Origin of the sequence: Streptomyces sp. NPDC008163, assembly GCF_042956885.1 — a bacterium.
In the GTDB taxonomy this organism is placed as follows: domain Bacteria; phylum Actinomycetota; class Actinomycetes; order Streptomycetales; family Streptomycetaceae; genus Streptomyces; species Streptomyces drozdowiczii_A.
In genome coordinates this window covers 468,954-490,205 of record NZ_JBIBHG010000004.1, presented here as the reverse complement: position 1 = coordinate 490,205, position 21,252 = coordinate 468,954, and the positions used below count along the sequence as shown (strand labels likewise).

At 71.9% G+C, this 21,252-nt stretch carries 16 protein-coding genes; 5 read left to right on the top strand and 11 right to left on the bottom strand.

Annotation, left to right across the window (positions count from 1 at the left end; translation table 11 throughout):
* Nucleotides 1–17 precede the first annotated feature (17 nt).
* From pssA to ACFZAT_RS12615, 3 genes are read left to right on the top strand one after another with little or no spacing between them, the layout of a single operon-like run.
* Nucleotides 18–851 carry a CDP-diacylglycerol--serine O-phosphatidyltransferase gene (pssA, locus tag ACFZAT_RS12625; protein ID WP_391263531.1) on the top strand — a complete coding sequence of 278 codons (834 nt, stop codon included), beginning with the start codon at nt 18–20 and terminating at the stop codon, nt 849–851.
* A gap of 37 nt (nt 852–888) precedes the next feature.
* Complete coding sequence (locus ACFZAT_RS12620; RefSeq protein ID WP_391263529.1) at nt 889–2,166, top strand: ATP-grasp domain-containing protein; 1,278 nt, start codon at nt 889–891, stop codon at nt 2,164–2,166.
* Nucleotides 2,163–3,458: an MFS transporter gene (locus tag ACFZAT_RS12615; RefSeq protein WP_391263527.1), complete on the top strand. Its 1,296-nt coding sequence runs from the start codon at nt 2,163–2,165 to the stop codon at nt 3,456–3,458. The genes ACFZAT_RS12620 and ACFZAT_RS12615 overlap by 4 nt, the downstream gene beginning before the upstream one ends.
* Before the next feature lie 58 nt (nt 3,459–3,516).
* Here the strand turns inward: ACFZAT_RS12615 and ACFZAT_RS12610 are convergent, their stop codons facing one another.
* The 9 genes from ACFZAT_RS12610 to ACFZAT_RS12570 form a co-directional block, all read right to left on the bottom strand.
* Nucleotides 3,517–6,348, bottom strand: a complete 2,832-nt coding sequence (locus ACFZAT_RS12610; protein WP_391263525.1) for an FAD-linked oxidase C-terminal domain-containing protein — start codon at nt 6,346–6,348, stop codon at nt 3,517–3,519.
* An 84-nt stretch (nt 6,349–6,432) separates the two neighbouring features.
* On the bottom strand, nt 6,433–7,266 hold the full coding sequence (locus ACFZAT_RS12605; protein WP_391263523.1) for a DUF6282 family protein: 834 nt from the start codon (nt 7,264–7,266) through the stop codon (nt 6,433–6,435).
* A complete protein-coding gene (locus ACFZAT_RS12600) occupies nt 7,259–8,131 on the bottom strand; it encodes a nitrilase-related carbon-nitrogen hydrolase (RefSeq protein WP_391263521.1) in 873 nt (290 codons plus the stop codon). Before ACFZAT_RS12600 ends, ACFZAT_RS12605 begins: the two co-directional genes overlap by 8 nt.
* Entirely contained in the window at nt 8,104–9,054 is a 951-nt protein-coding gene (locus ACFZAT_RS12595; protein WP_391263520.1) for a glycine betaine ABC transporter substrate-binding protein, read from the bottom strand. The genes ACFZAT_RS12600 and ACFZAT_RS12595 overlap by 28 nt, the downstream gene beginning before the upstream one ends.
* Nucleotides 9,055–9,104: 50 nt before the next feature.
* A complete protein-coding gene (locus tag ACFZAT_RS12590; RefSeq protein ID WP_391263519.1) occupies nt 9,105–9,869 on the bottom strand; it encodes an ABC transporter permease subunit in 765 nt (254 codons plus the stop codon).
* Nucleotides 9,866–10,864 carry an ATP-binding cassette domain-containing protein gene (locus tag ACFZAT_RS12585; protein WP_391263517.1) on the bottom strand — a complete coding sequence of 333 codons (999 nt, stop codon included), beginning with the start codon at nt 10,862–10,864 and terminating at the stop codon, nt 9,866–9,868. The genes ACFZAT_RS12590 and ACFZAT_RS12585 overlap by 4 nt, the downstream gene beginning before the upstream one ends.
* Nucleotides 10,857–11,504, bottom strand: coding sequence for an ABC transporter permease (locus ACFZAT_RS12580; RefSeq protein WP_265540065.1), 648 nt, complete (start codon nt 11,502–11,504; stop codon nt 10,857–10,859). The genes ACFZAT_RS12585 and ACFZAT_RS12580 overlap by 8 nt, the downstream gene beginning before the upstream one ends.
* Before the next feature lie 161 nt (nt 11,505–11,665).
* Entirely contained in the window at nt 11,666–12,466 is an 801-nt protein-coding gene (locus tag ACFZAT_RS12575) for an IclR family transcriptional regulator C-terminal domain-containing protein (RefSeq protein ID WP_391263514.1), read from the bottom strand.
* A 125-nt stretch (nt 12,467–12,591) separates the two neighbouring features.
* Nucleotides 12,592–13,515, bottom strand: coding sequence for an alpha/beta hydrolase (locus ACFZAT_RS12570; RefSeq protein WP_265540062.1), 924 nt, complete (start codon nt 13,513–13,515; stop codon nt 12,592–12,594).
* Nucleotides 13,516–13,717: 202 nt separating this feature from the next.
* Here ACFZAT_RS12570 and ACFZAT_RS12565 point away from each other — a divergent pair, with 202 nt between their 5' ends.
* Both ACFZAT_RS12565 and ACFZAT_RS12560 read left to right on the top strand, forming a co-directional pair.
* A complete protein-coding gene (locus tag ACFZAT_RS12565; RefSeq protein ID WP_391263511.1) occupies nt 13,718–16,306 on the top strand; it encodes a S8 family serine peptidase in 2,589 nt (862 codons plus the stop codon).
* Complete coding sequence (locus ACFZAT_RS12560; RefSeq protein ID WP_391263509.1) at nt 16,306–19,230, top strand: FG-GAP-like repeat-containing protein; 2,925 nt, start codon at nt 16,306–16,308, stop codon at nt 19,228–19,230. The genes ACFZAT_RS12565 and ACFZAT_RS12560 overlap by 1 nt, the downstream gene beginning before the upstream one ends.
* Before the next feature lie 61 nt (nt 19,231–19,291).
* Here the strand turns inward: ACFZAT_RS12560 and ACFZAT_RS12555 are convergent, their stop codons facing one another.
* Together ACFZAT_RS12555 and ACFZAT_RS12550 are read right to left on the bottom strand one after the other, a co-directional pair.
* Nucleotides 19,292–20,212 (bottom strand): SUMF1/EgtB/PvdO family nonheme iron enzyme, encoded by a 921-nt coding sequence (locus ACFZAT_RS12555; protein WP_391263507.1) that lies wholly within the window; start codon nt 20,210–20,212, stop codon nt 19,292–19,294.
* Between the two features lie 196 nt (nt 20,213–20,408).
* Nucleotides 20,409–21,209 (bottom strand): alpha/beta fold hydrolase, encoded by an 801-nt coding sequence (locus tag ACFZAT_RS12550; protein WP_391263504.1) that lies wholly within the window; start codon nt 21,207–21,209, stop codon nt 20,409–20,411.
* Nucleotides 21,210–21,252: the final 43 nt, after the last annotated feature.

Here is a 21,252-nt window from a genome sequence, read left to right as displayed (position 1 = left end):
ACCCGTAGGAGAGCCCGTTGACCGTCACCGAATCCGAAGCCACCGCCCCATGGACGGGAGACACCGCAGGCGCCGTCGAGGGCACCAGGCGGGAGCCTTCCCCTTCGCGGCTGTCGGTCGCGGACGTTCTGACCCTCGGCAACGCGGCATGCGGCTTCGCCTCCGTCTACTTCATCACCGTGGCCGTTCTCGTGCCGTACCTCACGGAGGGCGAGAGCGCCGGCTCCGTGCGGCAGGGGGCGGCCACCGCGGTGCTGCTCATGCTGATGGCCGCGCTGTTCGACGTCTGTGACGGCCTTGTCGCGCGCAGGTTCCGCAGCTCCGGGATGGGGGCCGAGCTCGACAACCTCTCGGACCTGATCAGCTTCGGTCTGGCGCCCGCCTACTTCGTCGTGGTGTGGGGGCTGGTGAACGAATACGACCAGGCTCTGGTCGCCGGCGCGGCCGTGGCGGTCGTGCTCGCCGGGCTGCTGCGGCTGGCCCGGTTCTCCTGCACCACCATGCAGGACGGCATGTTCCAGGGCATGCCGATCCCCTTCGCGGCGCTGACCGTCGTCTCGGTCGTGCTGCTCCAGCTGCCGGCCCCGCTCACGCTGCTCGCCGTCGTGGGTGTCGCCTGGCTCATGGTGAGCCGGGTCCAGTACCCGAAGCCGACGGGCAAGCTGGCGGTCGCCACCATCGCGTGGGCGGCGGTCAACATCGGATGCCTGGCCGCCTGGGCCACCAACCTCGCGGGAGCCGAGGCGCTCCTGGTGACCGGCTGCGCCCTCCAGGTGTCGCTGGCGGCCGGGCTGCCACTCTTCGCCGCCGGGCGCCGGGTGAACGCCATGCGGTACCGACGTTCGGCCTGACGTCCCGCGCCCTACCTCACTTTGGAGTCCAGCGCAGATGCATGTGAACCACCAGGCCCACGAGCCCGTCCGTCACCTGCTGGTGGTGGGTGACGAGCGGGACATCGTCGCCCGTGCCAGGGAGCTCCGTCCCGGGCTCAGGACCAGTGTCCTGTGTACGCACCAGGAGGCCCGCAAGACGGGGATCACGGACAGCCACCGCAGGGTGGTCGTCGTGGAGGCCGGCGCCCCGCTCGACGAGTGGATCGCCGCCGCACGGTTCGTCCACGCGGCCGAGCCGGTGGACCGGGTGGTGTGCTACGGCGAAGAGGGCCAGGAGCCCGCCGCGCACATCGCGCTGGAGCTGGGGCTGCCGTGGCACTCCCCGGAGACGGTGAGGGCCGTGGACGACAAGCGCCTGATGCGCGAGCGCCTGGCGGCCGCGGGCGTGGACGACACACCCTGCCTGGAGGCGACGACGGCGGAGGAGATCACCGCCTTCGGCGAGCGTGTGGGCTATCCCCTCATCTGCAAGCCGGGCCGGGGCGTCGGCAGCCAGGGCGTGGTGCGCTGCGAGGGCCCCGCGGACGTCGCCGAGAAGCTGGAGGTCACGTTCACGGCCGCCGCGGGTCTGCCCCGTTCCGCCGTGCTGGTGGAGCCCTTCCACGAGGGCGAGGAGTTCAGCGTCGAATGCCTGAGCGAGAACGGTGAGCACATCGCGTTGTGCGTCACCAAGAAGTTCCTCGTCCCGGGCCGGTTCGTGGAGCTGGGCCATGTGCTCCCGGCTCCGCTTCCCGCCTCCGAGGAGGAGCGGATCGTGGCGGCGGTGACGGCCGCGCTGGACGCCCTGGGCATCAGGGAAGGGGCCACCCACACGGAGGTCATCGTCGGGGAGAGCACGGTCAGGATCGTCGAGACCCATCTGCGGCAGGGCGGCGACCGGATCCCCTACCTGCTGCGGGAGGCCCGTGGTGCCGACATCGTGGCCGCCCTCGCCCGGCAGAGCATCGGCGTGCCCTCCCTCGGCGAGGTGCGCGGCGCCCTGGAGAAGGCCGCCGGCGAACCGCGTTCCGCCGCCATCTGGTACGCGGTGCCGCAGGCCACCGGTGAACTCCTGGAAGTGCGGGGCGCCGAGGAGATCAGGACCCGCTCGGGCGTGTGCGACGTCGTGATCCGCAGCGCGCCCGGCGACCGTCTCGGGCCCGTCGCCCGCTCCGCCGACCGGCCCGCCCACGTGTGGGCGGTCGCGGACAGCCCCGAGGCGGCCCTGGAGACCGTACGCGGCGCCGTGGCGGACCTCCGGTTCGTCGTCGGCATACCGGGCGGCCTCGGATGACGGCCGGTGCCCGCGGTTCGGTGCTGAGCAGGTTCGCCACAGCCGTCAGGAGCAGCTCGGCCGGGGAACGCACCCTGGTCGTCAGTTCCCTGTCCGACTCCATGGGCACGGGACTCTTCGCCGCGCTGGCGGCGGTCTTCTTCACCCGGGTCAGCGGTCTGACGGCCACCCAGTTCGCCCTGGGCCTCTCGCTCGCCGGGGCCGTCGGCTTCCTGCTCACGATCCCGATGGGCGTGGTCGGCGACCGCTTCGGGGCCCGGCGTACGCTGATCGTCCTCAATCTGTGGCGGGCCGTCGGCTTCGCCTGCTACGTCTTCGTCACCTCCTTCCCCGCCTACCTGGTCGTCGTCCTGCTGACGGCCGTCGCCGACCGGACCGCGGGCGGGGTCAGCCAGGCCATCGTCGCCGACGTGGCAGGGGACGACCGGCGCGTCAGCCTCATGGCCGTCGTCCGTTCCGTACGGAACGTCGGGTACGCGGTCGGCGGGCTGGCCGCGGGCATCGCCATCGCGGTCGGCAGCTCCTGGGTCTTCAGGGGGACGCTGTTCGGCATCGCGCTCTTCTTCGTGATCTGCGCGGCGCTGCTCGCGCGGCTGAAGACCGCGGACGCCGTGCGCGTGCCCCGCGGCACGAAGCGCAGGTGGGCGTTCCGCGACCGCCGATACCTGGTCTTCACCGGACTGAACACGCTCCTGACGCTGCACGTCACCACGCTCAACGTGCTGCTGCCCCTGTGGATCCTGGCTTCGCCCGGGATACCGGAGTCCCTCGTGGCGCTGCCGCTGATCGTCAACACCGTGCTCGTCTCGGTGTTCCAGTTGCCGGCCACCCGGCACATCACCGACCTGCGGGGAGCGGGACGGGCCGCGCTGGCGTCCGCGGTGCTGCTGACCGCCGCCTGTGCCTTCTTCGCGTTCTCCGCCTGGTGGAACGACTCGGCCGGCGCGGTGCCCGTCCTGGTCATCGGGGTGCTGGCGCTGACGATGGCCGAGATGTGGCAGGCGGCTTCCTCCTGGCAGATCTCGATGGACCTCGCCCCCGAGCGGGACCGGTCGCAGTACCTCTCGACGTTCAACCTCAGCAACACCGCGGAGCGGGTCGTCGGACCGGCGGTCCTGCCGGCGCTGGTCATGACGTTCCGCTCCTGGGGCTGGCTCGCCGCCTCGGTCGTGGTCCTGGCCGGCGGCGTCGCCACCTGGTGGCTCACCCGTGCCGACGCCACCGCCCCCGCGGCGGACGCCGGCGACGAGATCCCCGGTGAGGGGGTGGCCGGCGGCCTCGGCGCGGCGTGATGCCCGTCCCTTCGCCGCGAGGTCCGGCACCGTCGCACCGGACCGCCCCGGCCCCGGATCACCCTCGCAACGCCTCCGCGATCACCTGCACCAGATGCCGGCTCTCCAGGCCCGCCAGGTCCCGGACCTGCGTACGGCAGGAGTAGCCGTCGGCGAGGATGCGGCGGTCCGGGGCGGCGGATGCCCTGGCGAGAACGCCGTCCCGGGCGATCTTCTCGGAGACCTCGTAGTGGCCCTTCTCCATGCCGAAGTTGCCCGCCAGGCCGCAGCAGCCCGAGGAGACCTCGATGTCGCAGCCCATCGACCGGAGCAGCGAGCGGTCCGCCTCGAAGCCCATCACCGCGTAGTGGTGGCAGTGCGGCTGGACCAGGAGGTGTTCCGCGGCCCGCGGGGGTGTCCAGTCGACCGAGGTGAGGAATTCCGCCACCGTCCGGACCGCGCCCGCGAGTTCCGCTGCCCGGGGGTCGTCCGGCAGGAGCTCCACCAGGTCCGAGCGGAGCGTCGCCGTGCAGCTCGGCTCGATGCCGATCACCGTGCGGCCGGCCCGGACGTGCGGGAGCAGCAGCTCCACCGTGGACCGGAGCCTCGCCCTGGCCGCGGTCAGCTGGCCCGTGGAGATCAGCGTCAGCCCGCAGCAGGCACCCGGGGCGGCGATCTCCACGTCGCAGCCGGCCGCCGTCAGGACCTCCACGGCGTCCCGGGCGATGTCCGGCGCGAGCGCGTCCGAGAAGGAATCGACCCAGAGCAGCACCTTCGGGCCGTCCGCCCGCGCCGCAGCGCCCTTCCGCGCACCGCCCCACCGGAACGGCCTCGCCGGCAGCGGCGGCAGTGAGCGGCGGGGGTCCGCGCCCATCAGGGCCATCATCGTCCGCCGCAGCACCGGCACCCGGCCCGCCAGATTGACCAGCGGGGCCACCGGAGCGAGCAGGTGCAGCCACTGCGGGAGCCGGCCCAGGGTGTAGTGGCTCAACGGGCGGCGGCGGCCCTTGTACGTCTGGTGCAGGGCCTCCGACTTGAACGTGGCCATGTCGATCCCCGTCGGGCAGTCGTTGGCGCACGCCTTGCAGCTCAGACACAGGTCCAGCGCCTCATGGACCTCCGGGGAGCTCCAGCCCTCCGTGACGAAGCCGCCGTTCAGCATCTCCTGGAGCGCCCTCGCCCGGCCCCGCGTGGAGTCCTTCTCGTCGCGGGTGGCCGTGTACGAGGGGCACATGAAGCCCCCCTGGCCGCGCAGGTCCGCCCGGCACTTGCCCACGCCGACACACCGGTGCACGGCGGCCGTGACGTCCCCGCCGTCGTGCGCGAAGGCGAAGCCGTCGCCCGCCCGCAGCCGGCGCGCCCCCGGCCGCCGGAGGTCCGCGTCCAGCGGCGCCGGGCGCACGACGACACCGGGGTTCATGACGTCGTCCGGGTCCAGGAGCGCCTTGAACGCCTCCATCGCGCGCAGCGCCTCGGGGCCGTACATCGTCGGCAGCAGCTCCGAGCGGGCCCGGCCGTCGCCGTGTTCGCCCGAGAGCGACCCGCCGTGCTCGGCGGCCAGGGCGGCGGCGCGTTCGAGGAAGTCGCGCATCGGCGCGCCCCCGGCGTCGAGCGGGAAGTCGATGCGGGCGTGGACGCACCCGTCGCCGAAGTGACCGTAGGCCAGCCCGGAGAGCCCCTTCTCGGCCATCAGCGCCTGGAGCCCGCGCAGATAGCCGCCGAGCCGTTCCGGCGGCACGGCGGAGTCCTCCCAGCCGGGCCACGCCTGCTTGCCGTCGGCGGTGCGCCCCGCCAGCCCGGCCCCGTCGGCGCGGATCTGCCACAGCCGGGTCGCCTCGGGGCCCGCCGGCAGGACGACGCTGTCGGCGGCGTGCGAGGCCGCGACGAGCGCCCGCGCCGATCCGACCGCCTCGGCGGAGGTCGCCCCGCCGACCTCGGCGATCAGCCAGCCACCGCCCCCGGGCAGCGTGGGGACGGCAGCGTCGCCGTGCGCCCGGCGCACCACGTCCACGAGCTGCGCGTCCAGGCCCTCCAGCGCGAGCGGGCGGAACGGCAGCAGGTGCGGCACGTCGTCGGCGGCCGTCGCCATGTCCGCGTAACCGAGGACGGCGAGCGCGGGGGCGGGGGCCTGCGGGACGAGCCGGACCGTGGCTTCGAGGAGGATGCCGCAGCTGCCCTCCGTGCCGGTCAGCGCGGCCGCGAGGTTGCGCCCGTTCTCCGGCAGCAGGTGCTCCAGCGAGTAGCCGGAGATCTGTCGCCCGAAGCGCCCGAACTCGGTGCGCAGCACCGCCAGATGCTCCGTGACGAACGCGTCGAGCCCCGGCACCGCCGCAAGTGCCTCCGGGCCCGAGCCCGCCGTGATCACCTCGCCGCCGCCCGTCAGCCAGGTCATCGACACCACGTTGTCGGCCGTACGCCCGTACGAAAGGCCGTGCGGCCCGCACGCGTTGTTGCCGATCATCCCGCCGATCGTGCAGCGGGTGGCCGTCGAGGGGTCCGGGCCGAACCGCAACCCGTGCGGCAGGGCCTTCTTCTGAAGGCCGCTCAGGACCGCGCCCGGCTCGACCACGGCCGTCGAGGTGTCGGGGTCGACGGACAGCACGCGGTTCATCGAGCGGGAGAAGTCGATCACCAGGCCCGGCCCCACCGCGTTCCCGGCGCACGAGGTCCCACCACCCCGGACGGTGACCGGCACCCCGTGGGCGCGCGCGATCCCGGCCGCGGCGATCACGTCCTCCTTCGTCCGTGGCATGAGCACGGCCCCCGGGACGATCCGGTAGTTCGACGCGTCGGTGGAGTAGACCGCCCGGGTCGTCGCCGAGGCGTCGACGAGATCGCCCAGCTTCCCGCGCAGGGCGTCGAGAAACGCCTCGGTGAGGGGGGTCGGGGCGTCTGCCATGGTCGCGTCCATCGGGTGCTGCTCCTGGGGGCGTCGGTTCTGGTGGTGCGGGCACGGTCCCGCCGTGCCACAGGCGTAAGCGCGGTTACGTCATCCTCATCGCAGCACGAGCTTCCGGGGGACCTCACTCGCCGCGTCCCGCAGCCATCCCGCGTCCAGCCCCTCCCCGGCCAGTGCGGCGATGAGCTGTTCGAGGGCGGCGGCCGGCTCCGGGCTGTCCGGCTGCCCGGCGTCGGAGGCCAGCACCAGGCGCGGCCCCGCCGCCCTCGCGACCTCGGCGAGGCGGGCCGGGGTCATCCCGGGCTGGTGGAAGAGCTGGTACGCCGTGATCTCGACGTACGCCCCGCGCGCCGCCAGCTCCGCGATCTCCGGCGGCTCCATCCCGGGCACCGTGTACGAGGGGTGCGTGAGCAGGAACCGGCCGATGCCCCGGGCCTCCGCCCGGTCCAGCAGCCACCGGCACTCCGGACCGCTGACATGGCCCGTGCACAGCACCGCGTCGTGCTCCGCGATCAGGTCCAGGACGAGCGCGGCGTCCCGGGCGGCCGGGTGGCCGTCGGCCAGGACGGGCGGGACGGCCAGCGCGGTGCGGCCCAGCCGCTCGTCCAGGTCGCCCAGCCGGGGGAGTCCCGCGCTTTCCTGGGTGTGGGCGTCCGCCGTGGGGAACCAGACGACGCGTCCGCCCGTGGACAGGGCCGACAGGACCGCCGCCGGGTTGATCCCGCCGACGGCCCGGTTCAGGGTGATGCCGCCGACGACGTCCAGGCCGGTCGAGCGGGCGAGGGCGCTGGCCCGGCCCACCGTCGACTCGTGGTGCGCCTTCAGGACGAAGCCGCTGTAGCCGGCGGCCGCGTAGCCGGCCGCGATCTGGTCGTCGTGCCCGATCCGGGCGAGGACATCGGGGGCGGCGTGGACGTGCACGTCAAACATGGAGCGGCTCACTCTCGAAGGGCTTCGGCGCCGGGACCGGCCCGGCGGGTGCGGGGAAGAGGTCGGTCCTCGCCTCCGCGCGCATCGGGACCTCCGCGCGCAGCCGGCGCAGGGCCGCCAGGTCGAGTTCGGCGACCGCCGACCCCGGCTCGTCGCCCAGCTCGGCGAGGACCTCGCCGTCCGGGCCGAGCACGCGCGAGCCGCCCCAGAACCGGGAACCGCCCTCCGTACCGCACCGGTTGACGAAGACGACGTAACACTGGAGCAGCACGGCGGCGTGCTCCAGGATCACTTCCCAGGTCCGGTGGATCCGGACCCCGTCCGCACCGGCCATGCTGGCGACGGGCACGAACAGGACCTCGGCACCGCCCTGCGCCGCCAGCCACGGCACGACGGGGTGCCACATGTCGTTGCAGATGGCGGTGGCGACCGTGGCGGCGCCGAAATCGGCGGTACGCAGTCCGTCGCCCGCCCGGAACGACAGGTGCTCGTTCCACGGCGCGTACGAGACGGGGTGCAGCTTGTGCTGGAGGTGCCGGGTCCCCGTCAGCGGGTCCGCCAGCAGGTAGCTGTTCCAGGGCAGCCCGGACGGGTTCCGCTGGGCGAAGCCCACACCCACGCCCGCCGAGACCAGGGCCTCCAGACGCGGGTCCTCGGCCGACAGCAGGTCCGCGTCCCGGTGCGGGGTGAAACCGTAACCGTGGGCGGAGAGTTCGGGCGTGAGTGCGAGGTCGACCGGGCCGTTCAGGTCCTCGTGAAGCTCCCTGATTCCGGCGAGGTTGTCGTCCACCGCGCCGAACTCGGGGGCGTTCTGCAGCAGTCCGACGCGCAGCGTCGTCAGGCCAGCTTGTTGGCGCTGAGCCACTGGTGTGCCACCTCCTCGGGGCGCTTGCCGTCCACGTCGATCCGCGCGTTGAGCCGCTGCATCTCGGAGGTGGTCAGGAGTTTCGCGACGGGGGCCATCGCGGTCTGGATCTCCGGGTGCTTCTTCAGGGTCGCGCCCCGGACGTTCAGCGACAGGTTGTAGGGCGTGAAGTACTTCTTGTCGTCCTTCAGCACGGTCAGCCCGAGGGCGGCGATCCGGCCGTCGGTCGCGAAGACCTCGCCCGCGCTGCACGGGTTCCCCTTGGCGACCGCGTTGTAGATCGGCCCCTCGGCCAGCTCCGCCACCTTGTTCTTCGCCAGCCCGAAACCGTACGCCTTCTGCAGTCCGGCCCAGCCGTCGTCGCGGCCGAAGAACTCCGACGCGCCGCAGAACCGCGCCTTCGCCGGGTCCTTCGTCGCCAGTCCGGCGTAGTCGGAGAGGGTCGAGACGCCCAGCTTCTTCGCGGTCCGGGTCCGCATCGCGAGCGCGTACGTGTTGTTCGCCGCCGCCGGAGGCAGCCACACCACGCCGTTGCGGGACTCGTCCAGGGTGCGCACCTTCTCGTACACCGCCTTCGGATCGGTGGTGCTGCCCTGCTGCTTCAGGGCCAGCCAGCCGGTGCCGGTGTACTCCCAGTACATGTCGACGGAACCGCCGGTCAGTGCCGAGCGCACGGCATTGCTTCCGCTCATGCCGCAGGTCCGCTTCACGTGCGCCGCCTGGGCCTCCAGCCGCTGGGCGGTGATCTCGCACAGCAGCAGCTGCTCGGTGAAGCTCTTCGACGCGACATTCACGGTGGCCCCCTTGAGGGGTCCCTCCGCCGCCGGTCCGTCGCCCTGCCCGGGCGGGTTCGCGGTGAGAGCGCAGCCGCTGGTGAGCACGAGGCCGAGCGCACTCGCCACCGCCGCCCTGTACGTACGCATGCTGAAGCCCTTTCGTGGTGCCTGAGAGGTGTACGGGGATCGCCGGTGCGCTACATGCCGCGCGGGCGCAGGGCCCGTTCGGCGAGACCGGCCAGCCAGTCGACGGTCAGGGCCAGGGCCATCGTGAGCGCGCTGCCCACCACGAGCACCGGAGTCCGGTCCAGGGAGATGCCGGAGGAGATGACGGAGCCGAGCCCCCCGGCGTTGGTGAACGCGGCGAGGGTGGCGACGCCCACGTTGAGGATCAGGGCCACCCGGATTCCGGCCACCATCACCGGGACCGCCAGGGGCAGTTCGATGGTGAGGAGGATCTGCCGGCGGCTCATCCCCATGCCCCGCCCCGCGTCGATCAGCGCGGGGCTGACCTGCCGGATGCCCACCATGGTGTTGCGGAGCACGGGCAGCAGGGCGTAGAGGACGAGCGCCACCACGGCCATCCAGAAGCCGACGCCCACGGCCATGGCCAGGATCACCAGCACCCCGATCGACGGCACCGCCTGGCTGGCGTTGGCCGCCGCGAGCACCACCGCACCGGCCCCGCTGACCCCGGGCCTGGTCAGCAGCACGCCGAGCGGGACCCCGATGACGATGGTCAGCAGCGTCGAGGCGACGACGAGCTGGATGTGCTGCCACAGCGCGGTCAGCACGACCTCCGAGGTCAGGCTCCGGCTCTCCACCGAGTCCAGGTCGCGCGTCCCGATGTACGCCCACAGCGCGCCGAGCAGGACGAGGACGACCAGGGGCGGAACCCAGCTCCTCGACCGGCGTGCCCCGGTCCCGGCCGCCCCCGCCGCCTGCACGGCCCCGGCGCTCACGAGAGCACCTTCGCGGGCCGGGCGGCCGCGGTGAGCAGGGACTGGAGGTCCAGGAAGCGGCCCTCGTCACCGGTGACCTCGATGCCCTCCGCTCCCGCCGCCAGGACGAGTTCGAGCGCCTTGTGCACGGAGTCCCCGGCGCCGACCGCCACGGTCCTCGCCGCACCGGCGGCCCGCGCCGGGGCGGACGCCAGGACGTCGGCGACCGTGAGCAGGGTGAGGCGGCGGACCGGGGCGCCCGAGCCGATGAAATCGCGTACGAAGTCGTCGGCCGGGTGGGACAGGATCTCCAGCGGGGTGTCGTACTGCGCCAGCCGGCAGCCCGGCCCGAAGACGGCGATCCGGTCGCCCAGGCGCAGCGCCTCGTCGATGTCGTGCGTGACCATCACGATGGTCTTGCGGATACGTTCCTGCAGCCGCAGGAACTCGGCCTGGAGCTTCTCCCGCGCGATCGGGTCCACGGCGCCGAACGGCTCGTCCATCAGCATCACCGGCGGATCGGCGGCCAGCGCGCGGGCAACCCCCACCCGCTGCTGCTGCCCGCCGGACAGCTGCTTCGGATAGCGGTCGGCGTAGGTGGCGGGATCGAGGCCCACCATGTCGAGGAGTTCCCGCGCCCGTTCGCGCCGCTCCGCCTTCTTCACCCCGAGCATCTTGGGCACCAGGGCGATGTTGTCGGCGATCGACAGGTGGGGGAGCAGGCCGATCTGCTGGATGACGTAGCCGATGGAGCGCCGCAGTTCGTCCACGTCGGTGTGCGTGACGTCCGCGCCGTCGATGAGGATCCGGCCGTCCGTCGGCTCCACCAGGCGGTTGATCATCCGCAGCGTGGTCGTCTTGCCGCAGCCGGACGGGCCGACCAGGACGACGAACTCGCCGCGCCGGATCTCCATCGACAGCTCGGAGACGACGGCCTTGTCCTGGCCCGGATAGCCGGCGGAGACCCGGTCCAGCCGGATCATGACGTCGGGGTGCGGGGCGGGCCGGTCAGACATGGGATCCTCGCAGGGCAGTGATCTTGGCTATCGCGATGAACAGCAGGTCGAGGACCAGAGCGACGAGCACCACTCCGATCACTCCGGACAGGGCTTCCTCCAGCGCGTTGGCCCCGCCGATACGGTCGAGCCCCCGGAAGATCAGCTGGCCCAGGCCGGGGCCCCGGACCACGGCACCGATCGCCGCCGTCGCGACGAGCATGATCGTCGCCGTGCGGATGCCGTTGAGGATGACCGGCCAGGCCATGGGCAGGACCACCGTGCGCATCCGCCGGGCCGGCCCCATGCCGAGGCCGCGCGCCGCCTCCACGACGGCCGGGTCGACCTCCTCGATGGCGGTGACCGCGTTGCGCAGGATCGGGAAGACCCCGTACACGGTGAGGGCGACGATCGTCGGGGCGACACCGAGGCCCATGACGGGGATCATCAGCGCGAACAGCGCGAAGGACGGGATCGTCAGCAGGGAGCCCGTGAAGGACAGCAGGACCTGGCGCGGACCGGGCGCGGCATGGGTGAGCACGGCGAGCCCGACACCGATGACCGAGGCGATCCCGACGCTGATCAGCACGAGCTCGATGTGCTGCTGGGCCAGGAACAGCAGGTACTCCGTGTTGTCCGACATATAGGAGAAGAGGTTCACGGCGCCGCCGCCCTCGTGCCGGCACGGCTCACGGCCGCGTGGGGCCGCGGTCCGGCGGGACCGGACTTGGGCAGGGGGCGATCAGGGTGTCGCATGGTGTTCTCCGGTTCTGCGGTTCTCCGGGGCGCGGGCGTGGAAGGGGCGGCCGGGTGCGGCGGCCGTCAGAGGGCGCTCGGGCCGGCGCCGGGGCGCACGTCCGAGCCGAGGGAGGAGTGCAGGGTCCGCGTCGTGGCGAGCAGATGCCCGGCGAGGGACTGGATGTGCGGCTCGATCCGGGAGGCGGGGCCCGAGATGTTCACCGCGGCCTTGATCCGGCCGGTGAAGTCCCGGACGGGCGCCCCGATGCCCACCAGCTCCGGGTCGAAGATCCGGTTCGCGACCGTGTAGCCGCGCACCCGGGCCTCCTCGACCTGGGCCAGGAACGCCTTGGCCTCGCGCTCCGAGCCCCCTTCGCCGCGCCGGACCAGGTCGAGGATGTGCTCGTCCTCGTAATCCATCAGCAGGGCCATGCCGCTGGAGCTGCGGTGCGCCGGGATCGTCCGGCCCACCCAGTTCACGGCCTCGATCGACCGCCGGGAGCCCTCCGAGAGCACGGTGAGGACCTCGCCGTCGCTGAGGACGCTCAGATAGGTGCGCTCGCGTACGGTCTCGGTCAGCCTGAGCAGCAGGGGCGCCGCGAGCGTGGTCAGCCGCTGGTCGCCGGCCCGCACCGCGAGGGCGAACAGCCGCCAGCTCAGCTCGTAGCCCATCGAGGGGCGCCGGGCGACCATGCCCGTCTCCAGCAGGCTCTTGAGCTGCCGGGACACGACGGACTTCTCGCGCCCGAGCACCCTGGCCACGTCGGCCACGCTCATCCCGTCCGGGTAGGCGGCCGGGTCCGCCGACGCGAGCGCGTCCAGCACCGCCATCACACGTGAGGCACCACTGCGTGCGGCGGGAGTGTTCTTCTGCTCAGAGGCCATACCGAATCCTTGGTAGCGGTATGAATAGATAGACGGATCGCGACGATACATGCAACGCGCGATTGCATTTTCTGCATCGCCCGGCCCCGGCCGCCCCCGGTGCGGGGGCGGCGCGGCGCGAGGAGTCAGGCCGAGACGGTCCGGGCGGGCGCGGCGGACTCGGTGAACGCCACGTCGAAGAAGTCCCGCAGGCGGTCGCAGAGCGCCACGAACTCCGGGTGGTCCACGAACATGAAGTCGTTGTGCCGTCCGTCGATCGTGTACAGCGTCTTGGGCGACGCCGCCGCCTCGTACAGGGCCGCGGCCTCGTCGTACGGGTGCAGCGAGTTGCGCTCGCCGTGCGCCAGGAACAGCGGGGTCGGCGCGAGGTTCGCCACCACGTTCTGCACCTTCAGGTCGAGGATCGACTCGGTGAACTGCAGCCGGGTCGGGTGCCCGAAGCCGTAGACCTGCGACAGCTCCTTCTCGACGTAGTCGCCGGTCGCCGGGTCGAGCGGGTAGTGCTCGAAGGTGTCCGCGAGCCGGGACTCGCCGTTCAGCACCCGGTTCGTCCGGTCCTCGGCGACCTCGGCGACGATCTTCTGGAACTCGTCGTAGGTGTGGATGGACTTGAGCCACCGCTCCCCGTCGTAGAACCCGTTCAGCGAGGCGACGCCGGCGACGTCGCCGCCCTTCTCGGCGGCGAGGATGACGTTGGCGGCGCCCATGCCCCAGCCGACGAGACCGATGCGGCGAGGGTCGATGCCCTCCTGCGCGCGCAGGAACGTGACCGCGTTGCGCACGTCCTGGGCCTGCTCCTCGATGAGGACGCGGCCCTTCTCGCCCTCGCTGTCCGCCATGCCCCGGTAGTCGAAGCCCAGGCAGACGAAGCCGCGCTCGGTCATCCGCTCCGCGAACATCTTCGGATAGAACTCGTTGAAGCCCTGGTAGCCGGAGTTGACGACGAGCGCCGGGCGCGGGGCGCCGTCCCGCGCCGCGTCCTCCGGGTAGTAGAGGGTCGCTTCGAGGCGGCTGCCCTCGCTGTAGAACGCGGTGTCCTTCTGAATCACGGTCATTCCTCGGGTCGGTCCGGGTTTCCGGCGGCCACTCTCCCGAGGTCGTGCGATCAACGCAACAAGGCCGTGCAGTTTCTGCAACGCCGTCGTGGGGGCCGGGGACGGCCCGGCGGTGACCAGGCTTGTAATGCCTGAGTAACGGCGGATTCCTACGGTGCGCGAACCCCGTATGTACCGTCACTCGGAGGAGTGCTCGATGCCCCTGCTCCAACCGTCCAGGCGCAGACACGCCGTGTGGACGGTGGCCTCGCTCGCCGCGGCTGCCCTGCTCACCACCCCGCTGCCCGCCCTCGCGGCGGACTCCCCGTCCCCCTCCTCCGCCGCCTCGGCCAAGATCGACTCCTCGCTCACGAGCGCGGTGCGTGACGGCAAGGACGCCACCTTCTTCGTGGTCCTGAAGGACCGGGCCGACCTGTCCGGCGCCAAGAAGCAGAAGACGCACGCGAAGAAGGCCACGGCCGCGTACAGCGAACTGCGCGCGCACGCCAAGTCCAGCCAGAAGTCGCTCAACGCCTTCCTCGACAAGAAGAAGGTCGGCCACCAGGACTTCTGGATCGCCAACGCGATCAAGGTCACCGGTGACCAGGACCTCGTCGACGAGCTGGCCAAGCGCTCGGACGTGGCCTCGGTCGTCAAGCGGCAGTCGTTCAAGCTGGACGACATCGAGACCTCCGACAAGCAGGTCACCGCGTCGCGCGCCGCCGCGCTGCACACCGACTCGGCCGCCGACGGCACCGACGCCCCGGCGTGGGGCGTCGCCGATATCAAGGCCGACCAGGTCTGGGACCAGTACCAGGACCGCGGCGAGGGCATCGTCGTCGCCAACGTCGACTCGGGCGTCCAGTTCGACCACCCCGACCTCGTCGCGAACTACCGCGGCAACAACGGCGACGGCACCTTCTCGCACGACTACAACTTCTACGACGCGAGCGGGCAGTGCCCCACGACCGCGCCGTGCGACAACAACGGCCACGGCACCCACACGATGGGCACCATGGTCGCCAAGAACGGCCTCGGTGTCGCACCGAACGCCAAGTGGATCGCCGCCAAGGGCTGCGCGTCCGACGTCTGTTACGACGACGAGCTGCTCGCCGCCGGCCAGTGGATTCTCGCGCCGACCGACCACAACGGGCAGAACCCGCGTCCGGACCTGGCACCGAACATCGTCAACAACTCCTGGGGCAACGAGGACGTCAGCCACGCGTTCTACCAGGACATCCTGGCGGCCTGGGACGCGGCGGGCATCTTCGAGGCGTTCGCGGCCGGCAACGACGGTGACGGCGTGACCTGTTCCACGACCCACCCGCCGGGCTCGCAGGCCGACTCCTACGGCGTCGGCGCCTACGACGCGAACGGCAAGATCGCCAGCTTCTCCGGCTTCGGCCCCTCGCTGACCGACGGCAGCGAGAAGCCGAACATCTCGGCCCCGGGTGTCCAGATCCCGTCCACCTGGCCGGGCAACGACTACAACACCATCAACGGCACGTCGATGGCGACCCCGCACGTCGCGGGCGCGGTCGCGCTCCTGTGGTCGGCGGCCCCCTCACTGATCGGCGACATCGAGGGGACCCGCAAGCTCCTCAACGAGGGCGCGCGGGACGTCGACGACACCCACTGCGGCGGCACCGCCGGCATGAACTACGTGTGGGGCAACGGCAAGCTCGACATCCTCGCCTCCGTCGAGAAGGCCCCGCACACCGCGGCCGTCGCCACCGGCAAGGCCACCGACAAGGCGACCGGCAAGGCCCTCCCGAACATCACCGTGAAGGCCACCGACGCGGCCGGCGCGGTCCGTACGGTCACCACCGGAGCGGACGGCACGTACCGCCTCCCGCTGGCCGCCGGCACGTACTCCTTCGCGTTCAGCGGTTACGGCTACGCGAACGGCTCGGCCAAGGACGTGACCCTCGCCGAGAGCCAGGAGTACACCCAGGACATCGCGCTCACCGCGGTCCCCTCGCACATGGTCTCCGGCACTGTCCGCGATGTCACCGGCAAGCCGCTGCCCGGCGCCACGGTCGAGCTGAACGGCACGCCGCTGCCCGCCGCCACCACCGACGCCAAGGGCAAGTACACCTTCAAGAAGGTCGCCGAGGGCTCCTACAGCCTCGCCGTGAAGCCCGCCGCGCCGGTCCTGTGCAACGGCGTCTACTCCGGTTCCACCGCCGTCACCGCCGACCTGACGAAGAACGTGCAGGTACCCAACCGCACGGACAACTCCGGCAACGTCTGCACCCCGGCCGCCTACTCCTGGATCGCGGGCGCCAAGAAGGTCGCCCTGACCGGTGACGAGGACTCCGCCACGGTGTCGCTGCCGTTCTCGGTGAAGCACTACGGCGTCTCGTACTCCACCGCCTCGGTCACCACCGACGGTCTGGTCAACTTCCTGTCCTCGCGCGTCGGCGACTACAACAACACCGCCCTGCCGACCGCCGGCGTGAACGGTGTGAAGGGCGTCGTCGCCCCGCTCTGGGACGACCTGACGCTCGACAGGAAGTCGTCCGTGCAGACGGCCACCACCGGCACCAAGGGCAGCCGGAAGTTCGCCATCGTGTGGAACAACGCCGCCTACGCCAACGGCACCTCGGGCCGCGCCACCTTCGAGGCGGTCTTCGACGAGGCCACCGGCGCCGTCACCCTCCAGTACCAGTCCGTCGCGGACCTCGGCGCCGGTGCCACGGTGGGCATCGCCGACCAGTCCGGCACCGACGCCTTCCAGTACTCCTTCAACCAGTCCGTGATCACCGACGGCACCGCTGTCAGCTTCACCCAGGGAGCGAAGTAATGAGAGCCCAGCACTCCCGGCGGGCGCTTCAGATCGCCGCCGGCCTCGTCGCGGCGGGCCTGTGCCTGACCGCCGCCCCGCAGGCCCTGGCCGCCGACAGCGGCAGCGGTTCGCCCATGAAGCTGACCAGCACCGAAGCGAAGAAGCTGGCCGCCAACGTCACGCTCGACCCGTACGTCAAGGCCGAGGACACCACCGGCACGCAGAAGGACGACGCGACCGCTCCCGCCGCGAACACGGACGCCGCGGCCACCGCCACCGACCCCAACACCAAGGTCACCATGACCGCGAAGTCCACGCTGGAAGGCGTGCGCGGTCTGGGTGCCACGGTGCCGGCAGGCAAGAAGGGCGACTACTACTCCGTCAACAGCATGGGCAACGTCCAGCTCCACGCCGCCGACGGCAGCGAGACCTGGGCCCGCACCAGCAGCTCGTTCTACACGGACTGGCAGGTGAAGCCGCTCCAGGTGTGGCGCGTCGAGCCGTACCCGCCTCAGATTCTCATGGGGTACAACGCGGTCTCGCCCTTTTCGCCGAACTCGGACTCCGGGTACTCGGCCGGTGACCTGACCGGTGACGGCGTTCCGGACCTCGTGTTCTCGGCGCGGGTCGGCAGCACCCCATACCCGCGGCCGTTCACGTCGCCGGGCTCCGACCTGAGCACCGGCACCTTCGTGACGGTCCTCGACGGGAAGACCGGTGCCACGGTCTGGTCGAAGCTGTACAACTACGCCTCCATGGTCAAGATCGTCGACGGCACCCTGCTGATCGCCGACGCGCCCCGGATGAGCGGCGACGCCAAGGTCCCGGCCGGCGCGACCGCCACCCTGACCGGCATCCGCTTCTCGGCGGCCACGGACGGGAAGCTGACCCCGGCCAAGACCTGGACGTTCGATACAAAGGAAGCCCGGTACACCAACTGGGGCGACATCCAGGACCTCGGCAAGGGCAAGGCCGCCGTCTCCTGGAACCTCGCCAAGGCCGACGGTGTCGAAGCACGCGGCCACACCGCCGTGCTCGACACCACCGACGGCTCGGTCGCCTGGCGCACCGACAGCGTGCTGTACAGCCGCATCATGCGCCTCGACGCGGGCCGCAAGCGTCTCGTGGCCGTCGAGCAGGCGGACGTCAACGACGCGGTGCACTACGAGGTCGCCGCGTACGACCTGAAGACCGGTCACCGCGCCACCCTGAGCGCCCGCGACAACGTGGTGCCCACCGCGCTGGCGGTCGGTGACCTCGGGGCGAAGACCGGCGACGAGTACGCCGTCTCGGAGTCCTCGTTCGACGAGAACCTCGTCATCAACGCCAGCACCATCCGCGTCGTCAACGGTGACAACGCGGACAAGGTCCTCTGGTCGAGCACCACCAAGCGCGATCCCGAGAACGGCCACGACGCGCCCAGCACCTGGGGGCTCGGCGTGATCGACGGCAAGCTGGTCGCCTCCGCCCAGGACGACCGGAAGATGAACGATCCGGAGAACCGGGGCGCTCTGCGTTACGCGTCGCTGACGGTCTTCTCCGGCAAGGGCACGGTCGCCTGGCAGTCCAAGGGCGTCGCGGCCTCCCCGATGTTCCAGGACCTCTACACCGACGCCGCGGGCTCCCACGTCCGGGTGATCGACCAGGGCCAGAACATCCGCACGTTCAAGCTGGGCAACGGCAAGGCGGAGAAGGTCACGCCCCTCCAGGGCGACATCGCGTACGCCAAGGGCGCCGACCTGAACAAGGACGGCAGGACGGACGTCGTCATGGGCGGCTCGTCCAACGGCGTCTGGGCCTACTCCGGCCCGTCGCTGGTCAACGGCTCGAAGCCGGAGAAGCTGTGGCAGGCCACGGTCCCCGGCGCGGTCCACGACATCGAGACCGGTGACGTCAACGGCGACGGCAAGCCCGAGATCGTGGTCGCGGCCGACACCGCGACCGTCGTCCTCAACGGGAAGACCGGCAAGACGCTCGCCACCATCGAGGCCGGCGAGGGCCAGTTCGTCCGCTCGGTGCAACTGGCCGACCTCAACGGCGACGGCGAGCAGGACATCGTCGTCCCGACGGACGCCGTACGTGCCTACTACGGCGACGGCCACGCCATCTGGACGTACAACGCGCCCAAGGACGCGGGCGACGTGCGCTTCGGCGACACGTCGGTGAACGACGGCCGGGTGTACACCTCGTACGCCACGCTGAACGCCTTCCAGCAGACCACCCCGGTCACGGGTGCCGTCGCGCTCAACGCCAAGAACGGCAAGGCCCGCTGGTCCGCCGCGCCCAAGGCGCCCAGTGGCGCGATCGGCGGTATCCGCGGACTCGACCCGACCCAGGGTGTCTTCGCCTCCAAGGAGATCCCGTACGCGGGGGGCCACGCCGTGGCCTACGTGTGGGTCGTCAACGCGCCCCTCAACTTCGACGCCACGCAAGCCATCAGCCCGCAGAACTACTTCGAGATCCGCGACGGCCGCACCGGCGAGGTGCTGCACTCCCTGATGTCGGGCGGTCTGTGGACGCACAACGGCTTCTTCGCCAAGGACGGGGCGCTGTACCAGGCCGGCACAGCGTCGATCCGCCGCTTCCGGGCGGACGGCGACGACACCACCCAGCTCTTCTTCCCGCAGACGTACGGCCTCGGCTTCATGACGGGCCCCGACGGCCGTGAACTCCTGGTCGCCGGCGCTGAGTCCAGCCTCTACGCCTTCGACCCGAGTGCCATCGACTCCGAGGACTCCTGGGCCGACGCCGTCGGCAGCATCGGCACCCTCCTCGGGGCCCGCAACTACTTCGCGGGTGACCTCGATGGAGACGGGGTGGACGAGGTGCTCTCCCTGAACGGCGACGACCAAGGCCGGGACCGCGCCGCCGGCGAGTTCGGCGGCGGCTACTACGTCACCGACAACGGCATCCACCAGGTCACGACGTACAAGCTGTCCTGACCCGGAACGCCTGCCACGGGGCCCCTGGGACGATCCTCGTCCCGGGGGCCCTCGGCATGCGTCACCACACCACCCGGAAGCCGATGTTCCCCGCCGAGCTGTCCACCGTGTTCGAGGTGCGGGCCGCGACGCGGTAGCGGTTGCAGTACGAGTCGTGGCAGAGGTACGAGCCGCCGCGCATCGTGCGACGGTCGTCGGCGCCGGGCTGCCAGGGGTCGGCGGACCACTCCCAGACGTTCCCGGCCGTGTTGTACAGGCCGAACCCGTTGGGCGCGTACGTGTGGACGGGCGCCGTGCCCGCGTAGCCGTCCTCCTCCGTGTTGCGGGTGGGGAAGGAGCCCTGCCAGATGTTGCAGCGGTGCTCGCCGCCCGGGGTGAGCTCGTCGCCCCACGGATAGCGGGCCTGGTCGAGGCCGCCCCGGGCGGCGTACTCCCACTCGGCCTCCGTGGGGAGCCGCGCACCGGCCCACTGGCAGTAGGCGAGCGCGTCGCGCCAGGTGACGTGGACGACCGGGTGGTCGCCCCGGTCGCGTATGTCGCTGCCCGGCCCCTCGGGGACGTCCCAGCGGGCGCCGCTCACCCCGCACCACCAGGGCGTCTGCCGCGGGCGCGGCGACACCTTGCGCAGGTGGCCGGGGAGGAACTTCGCGAAGACGTAGCTCCAGCCGAACTCCTCCGCCTCGGTGCGGTGGCCCGTGGCGTCCACGAACGCGGCGAACCGGTCATTCGTCACGGCGTACGCGTCGATCGCGAACGGTCCGACGCTCACCTCGCGCACCGGGCCCTCCGCATCGCCCGCGTTCACGTCGGCGTCCTCGCTGCCCATCCGGAACGTGCCCCCGGGCAGCTCGACCCGGTCCGCGTACGCCGCCTCCGGCGCACCCGGCGCGGCCGGACCGATGCTCAGCACCGGATCGGCTTCGACGGCCCCGTCCCGGGAGGGAGTGCAGCAGCTCTTGGGGGCGTCGGGGCGGTCACTCATCGTTGCCTTCTTCGTCGGGGAACCGAGGCACCGGGAGATCGTAACCATGGCCGGAAACGGGCCGCGCGGCTGCCTCAGCGGTCGCCCGGCTGTTCGATGTGCCCCGGCTCGCCGCCGAAGGGTGGGCGGCCTTCGGCGTAGAGCGCGCCCGGGGCCTCCGCCCGTTCGTTCCCCACCGGCGGAGGCGCCCGGCCCCTCAGGCGAGCCCGTCCAGGAACGCCGAGAGCGCTCCGTACAGCGCGTCCGGCCGCTCCAGATGCAGGTCGTGGCCCGTGCCGGGGACGCTCACCGCGTGCGTGCCGGGGCGGCGGCGCAGCATCTCGGCCACCTCCTCGGCCGGGATGAAGCTCTTGTGGCCCAGGACGAGCAGGGTGGGACACGCGACCCGGTCCCACTCCTCGTGGAAGGAGCGCCGGGTGTTCTCCGCGAGGGACCCGGTCATCACGTCCCGGTCGAAGCGCGGCCACCAGCCGTCGTCGCGTTCCTCAAGTCCCGCCGCCCAGCCCGCACCGGCCGCGCCACCGCCGAAGAACGCGGCAGCCGCCTCCGGGCCGGTGAACGGCACCGGCCACGAGTCGAGCCACTGGCCGATGTGCTCGTCCAGGCCCGGGTTCGGCCCGCCGGACCCCGCCTCCACCAGGACGAGCGCGCCCGGCAGGTCCGGATGGGCGGCGGCCGTCAGCATCGCGGTGTGGCCGCCCAGCGACTGCCCCACCAGGACGGGCCGCTCAAGACCCAGGTGACGTACGACGGCGACGGCGTCCGCCACGTACGCGGCGCGGGAGACGTCGTCCGGGCGGCGCTCGCTCGCGCCGTGCCCGCGCTGGTCGACCGCGACGACCCGGTGCCGGGGCGCCAGCCGCTCCGCGAGCGCGTCCCACTCGCCCGCGTGACCGGCGAGGCCGTGCAGCAGGACGACCGGCCGGCCGGACCCGCCCCCGTCCCGGCAGACGAGCCGGGTCCCTTCACGTACGACGGTGTGCTCGGTCCACGGCATGGTGCCCCCAGGCGTTCGGCTGCTTCCGACGATCATGCCCTGT

Excerpts from the sequence above, each read along its gene's own strand:
- ACFZAT_RS12620 (WP_391263529.1), top strand. The coding sequence starts at position 889 with ATGCATGTGAACCACCAGGCCCACGAGCCCGTCCGTCACCTGCTGGTG.
- ACFZAT_RS12585 (WP_391263517.1), bottom strand. The coding sequence starts at position 10,864 with ATGTCTGACCGGCCCGCCCCGCACCCCGACGTCATGATCCGGCTGGAC.
- ACFZAT_RS12560 (WP_391263509.1), top strand. The coding sequence starts at position 16,306 with ATGAGAGCCCAGCACTCCCGGCGGGCGCTTCAGATCGCCGCCGGCCTC.
- ACFZAT_RS12610 (WP_391263525.1), bottom strand. The coding sequence starts at position 6,348 with ATGGACGCGACCATGGCAGACGCCCCGACCCCCCTCACCGAGGCGTTT.
- ACFZAT_RS12615 (WP_391263527.1), top strand. The coding sequence starts at position 2,163 with ATGACGGCCGGTGCCCGCGGTTCGGTGCTGAGCAGGTTCGCCACAGCC.
- ACFZAT_RS12575 (WP_391263514.1), bottom strand. The coding sequence starts at position 12,466 with ATGGCCTCTGAGCAGAAGAACACTCCCGCCGCACGCAGTGGTGCCTCA.
- ACFZAT_RS12605 (WP_391263523.1), bottom strand. The coding sequence starts at position 7,266 with ATGTTTGACGTGCACGTCCACGCCGCCCCCGATGTCCTCGCCCGGATC.
- ACFZAT_RS12555 (WP_391263507.1), bottom strand. The coding sequence starts at position 20,212 with ATGAGTGACCGCCCCGACGCCCCCAAGAGCTGCTGCACTCCCTCCCGG.
- ACFZAT_RS12595 (WP_391263520.1), bottom strand. The coding sequence starts at position 9,054 with ATGCGTACGTACAGGGCGGCGGTGGCGAGTGCGCTCGGCCTCGTGCTC.
- ACFZAT_RS12550 (WP_391263504.1), bottom strand. The coding sequence starts at position 21,209 with ATGCCGTGGACCGAGCACACCGTCGTACGTGAAGGGACCCGGCTCGTC.
- ACFZAT_RS12565 (WP_391263511.1), top strand. The coding sequence starts at position 13,718 with ATGCCCCTGCTCCAACCGTCCAGGCGCAGACACGCCGTGTGGACGGTG.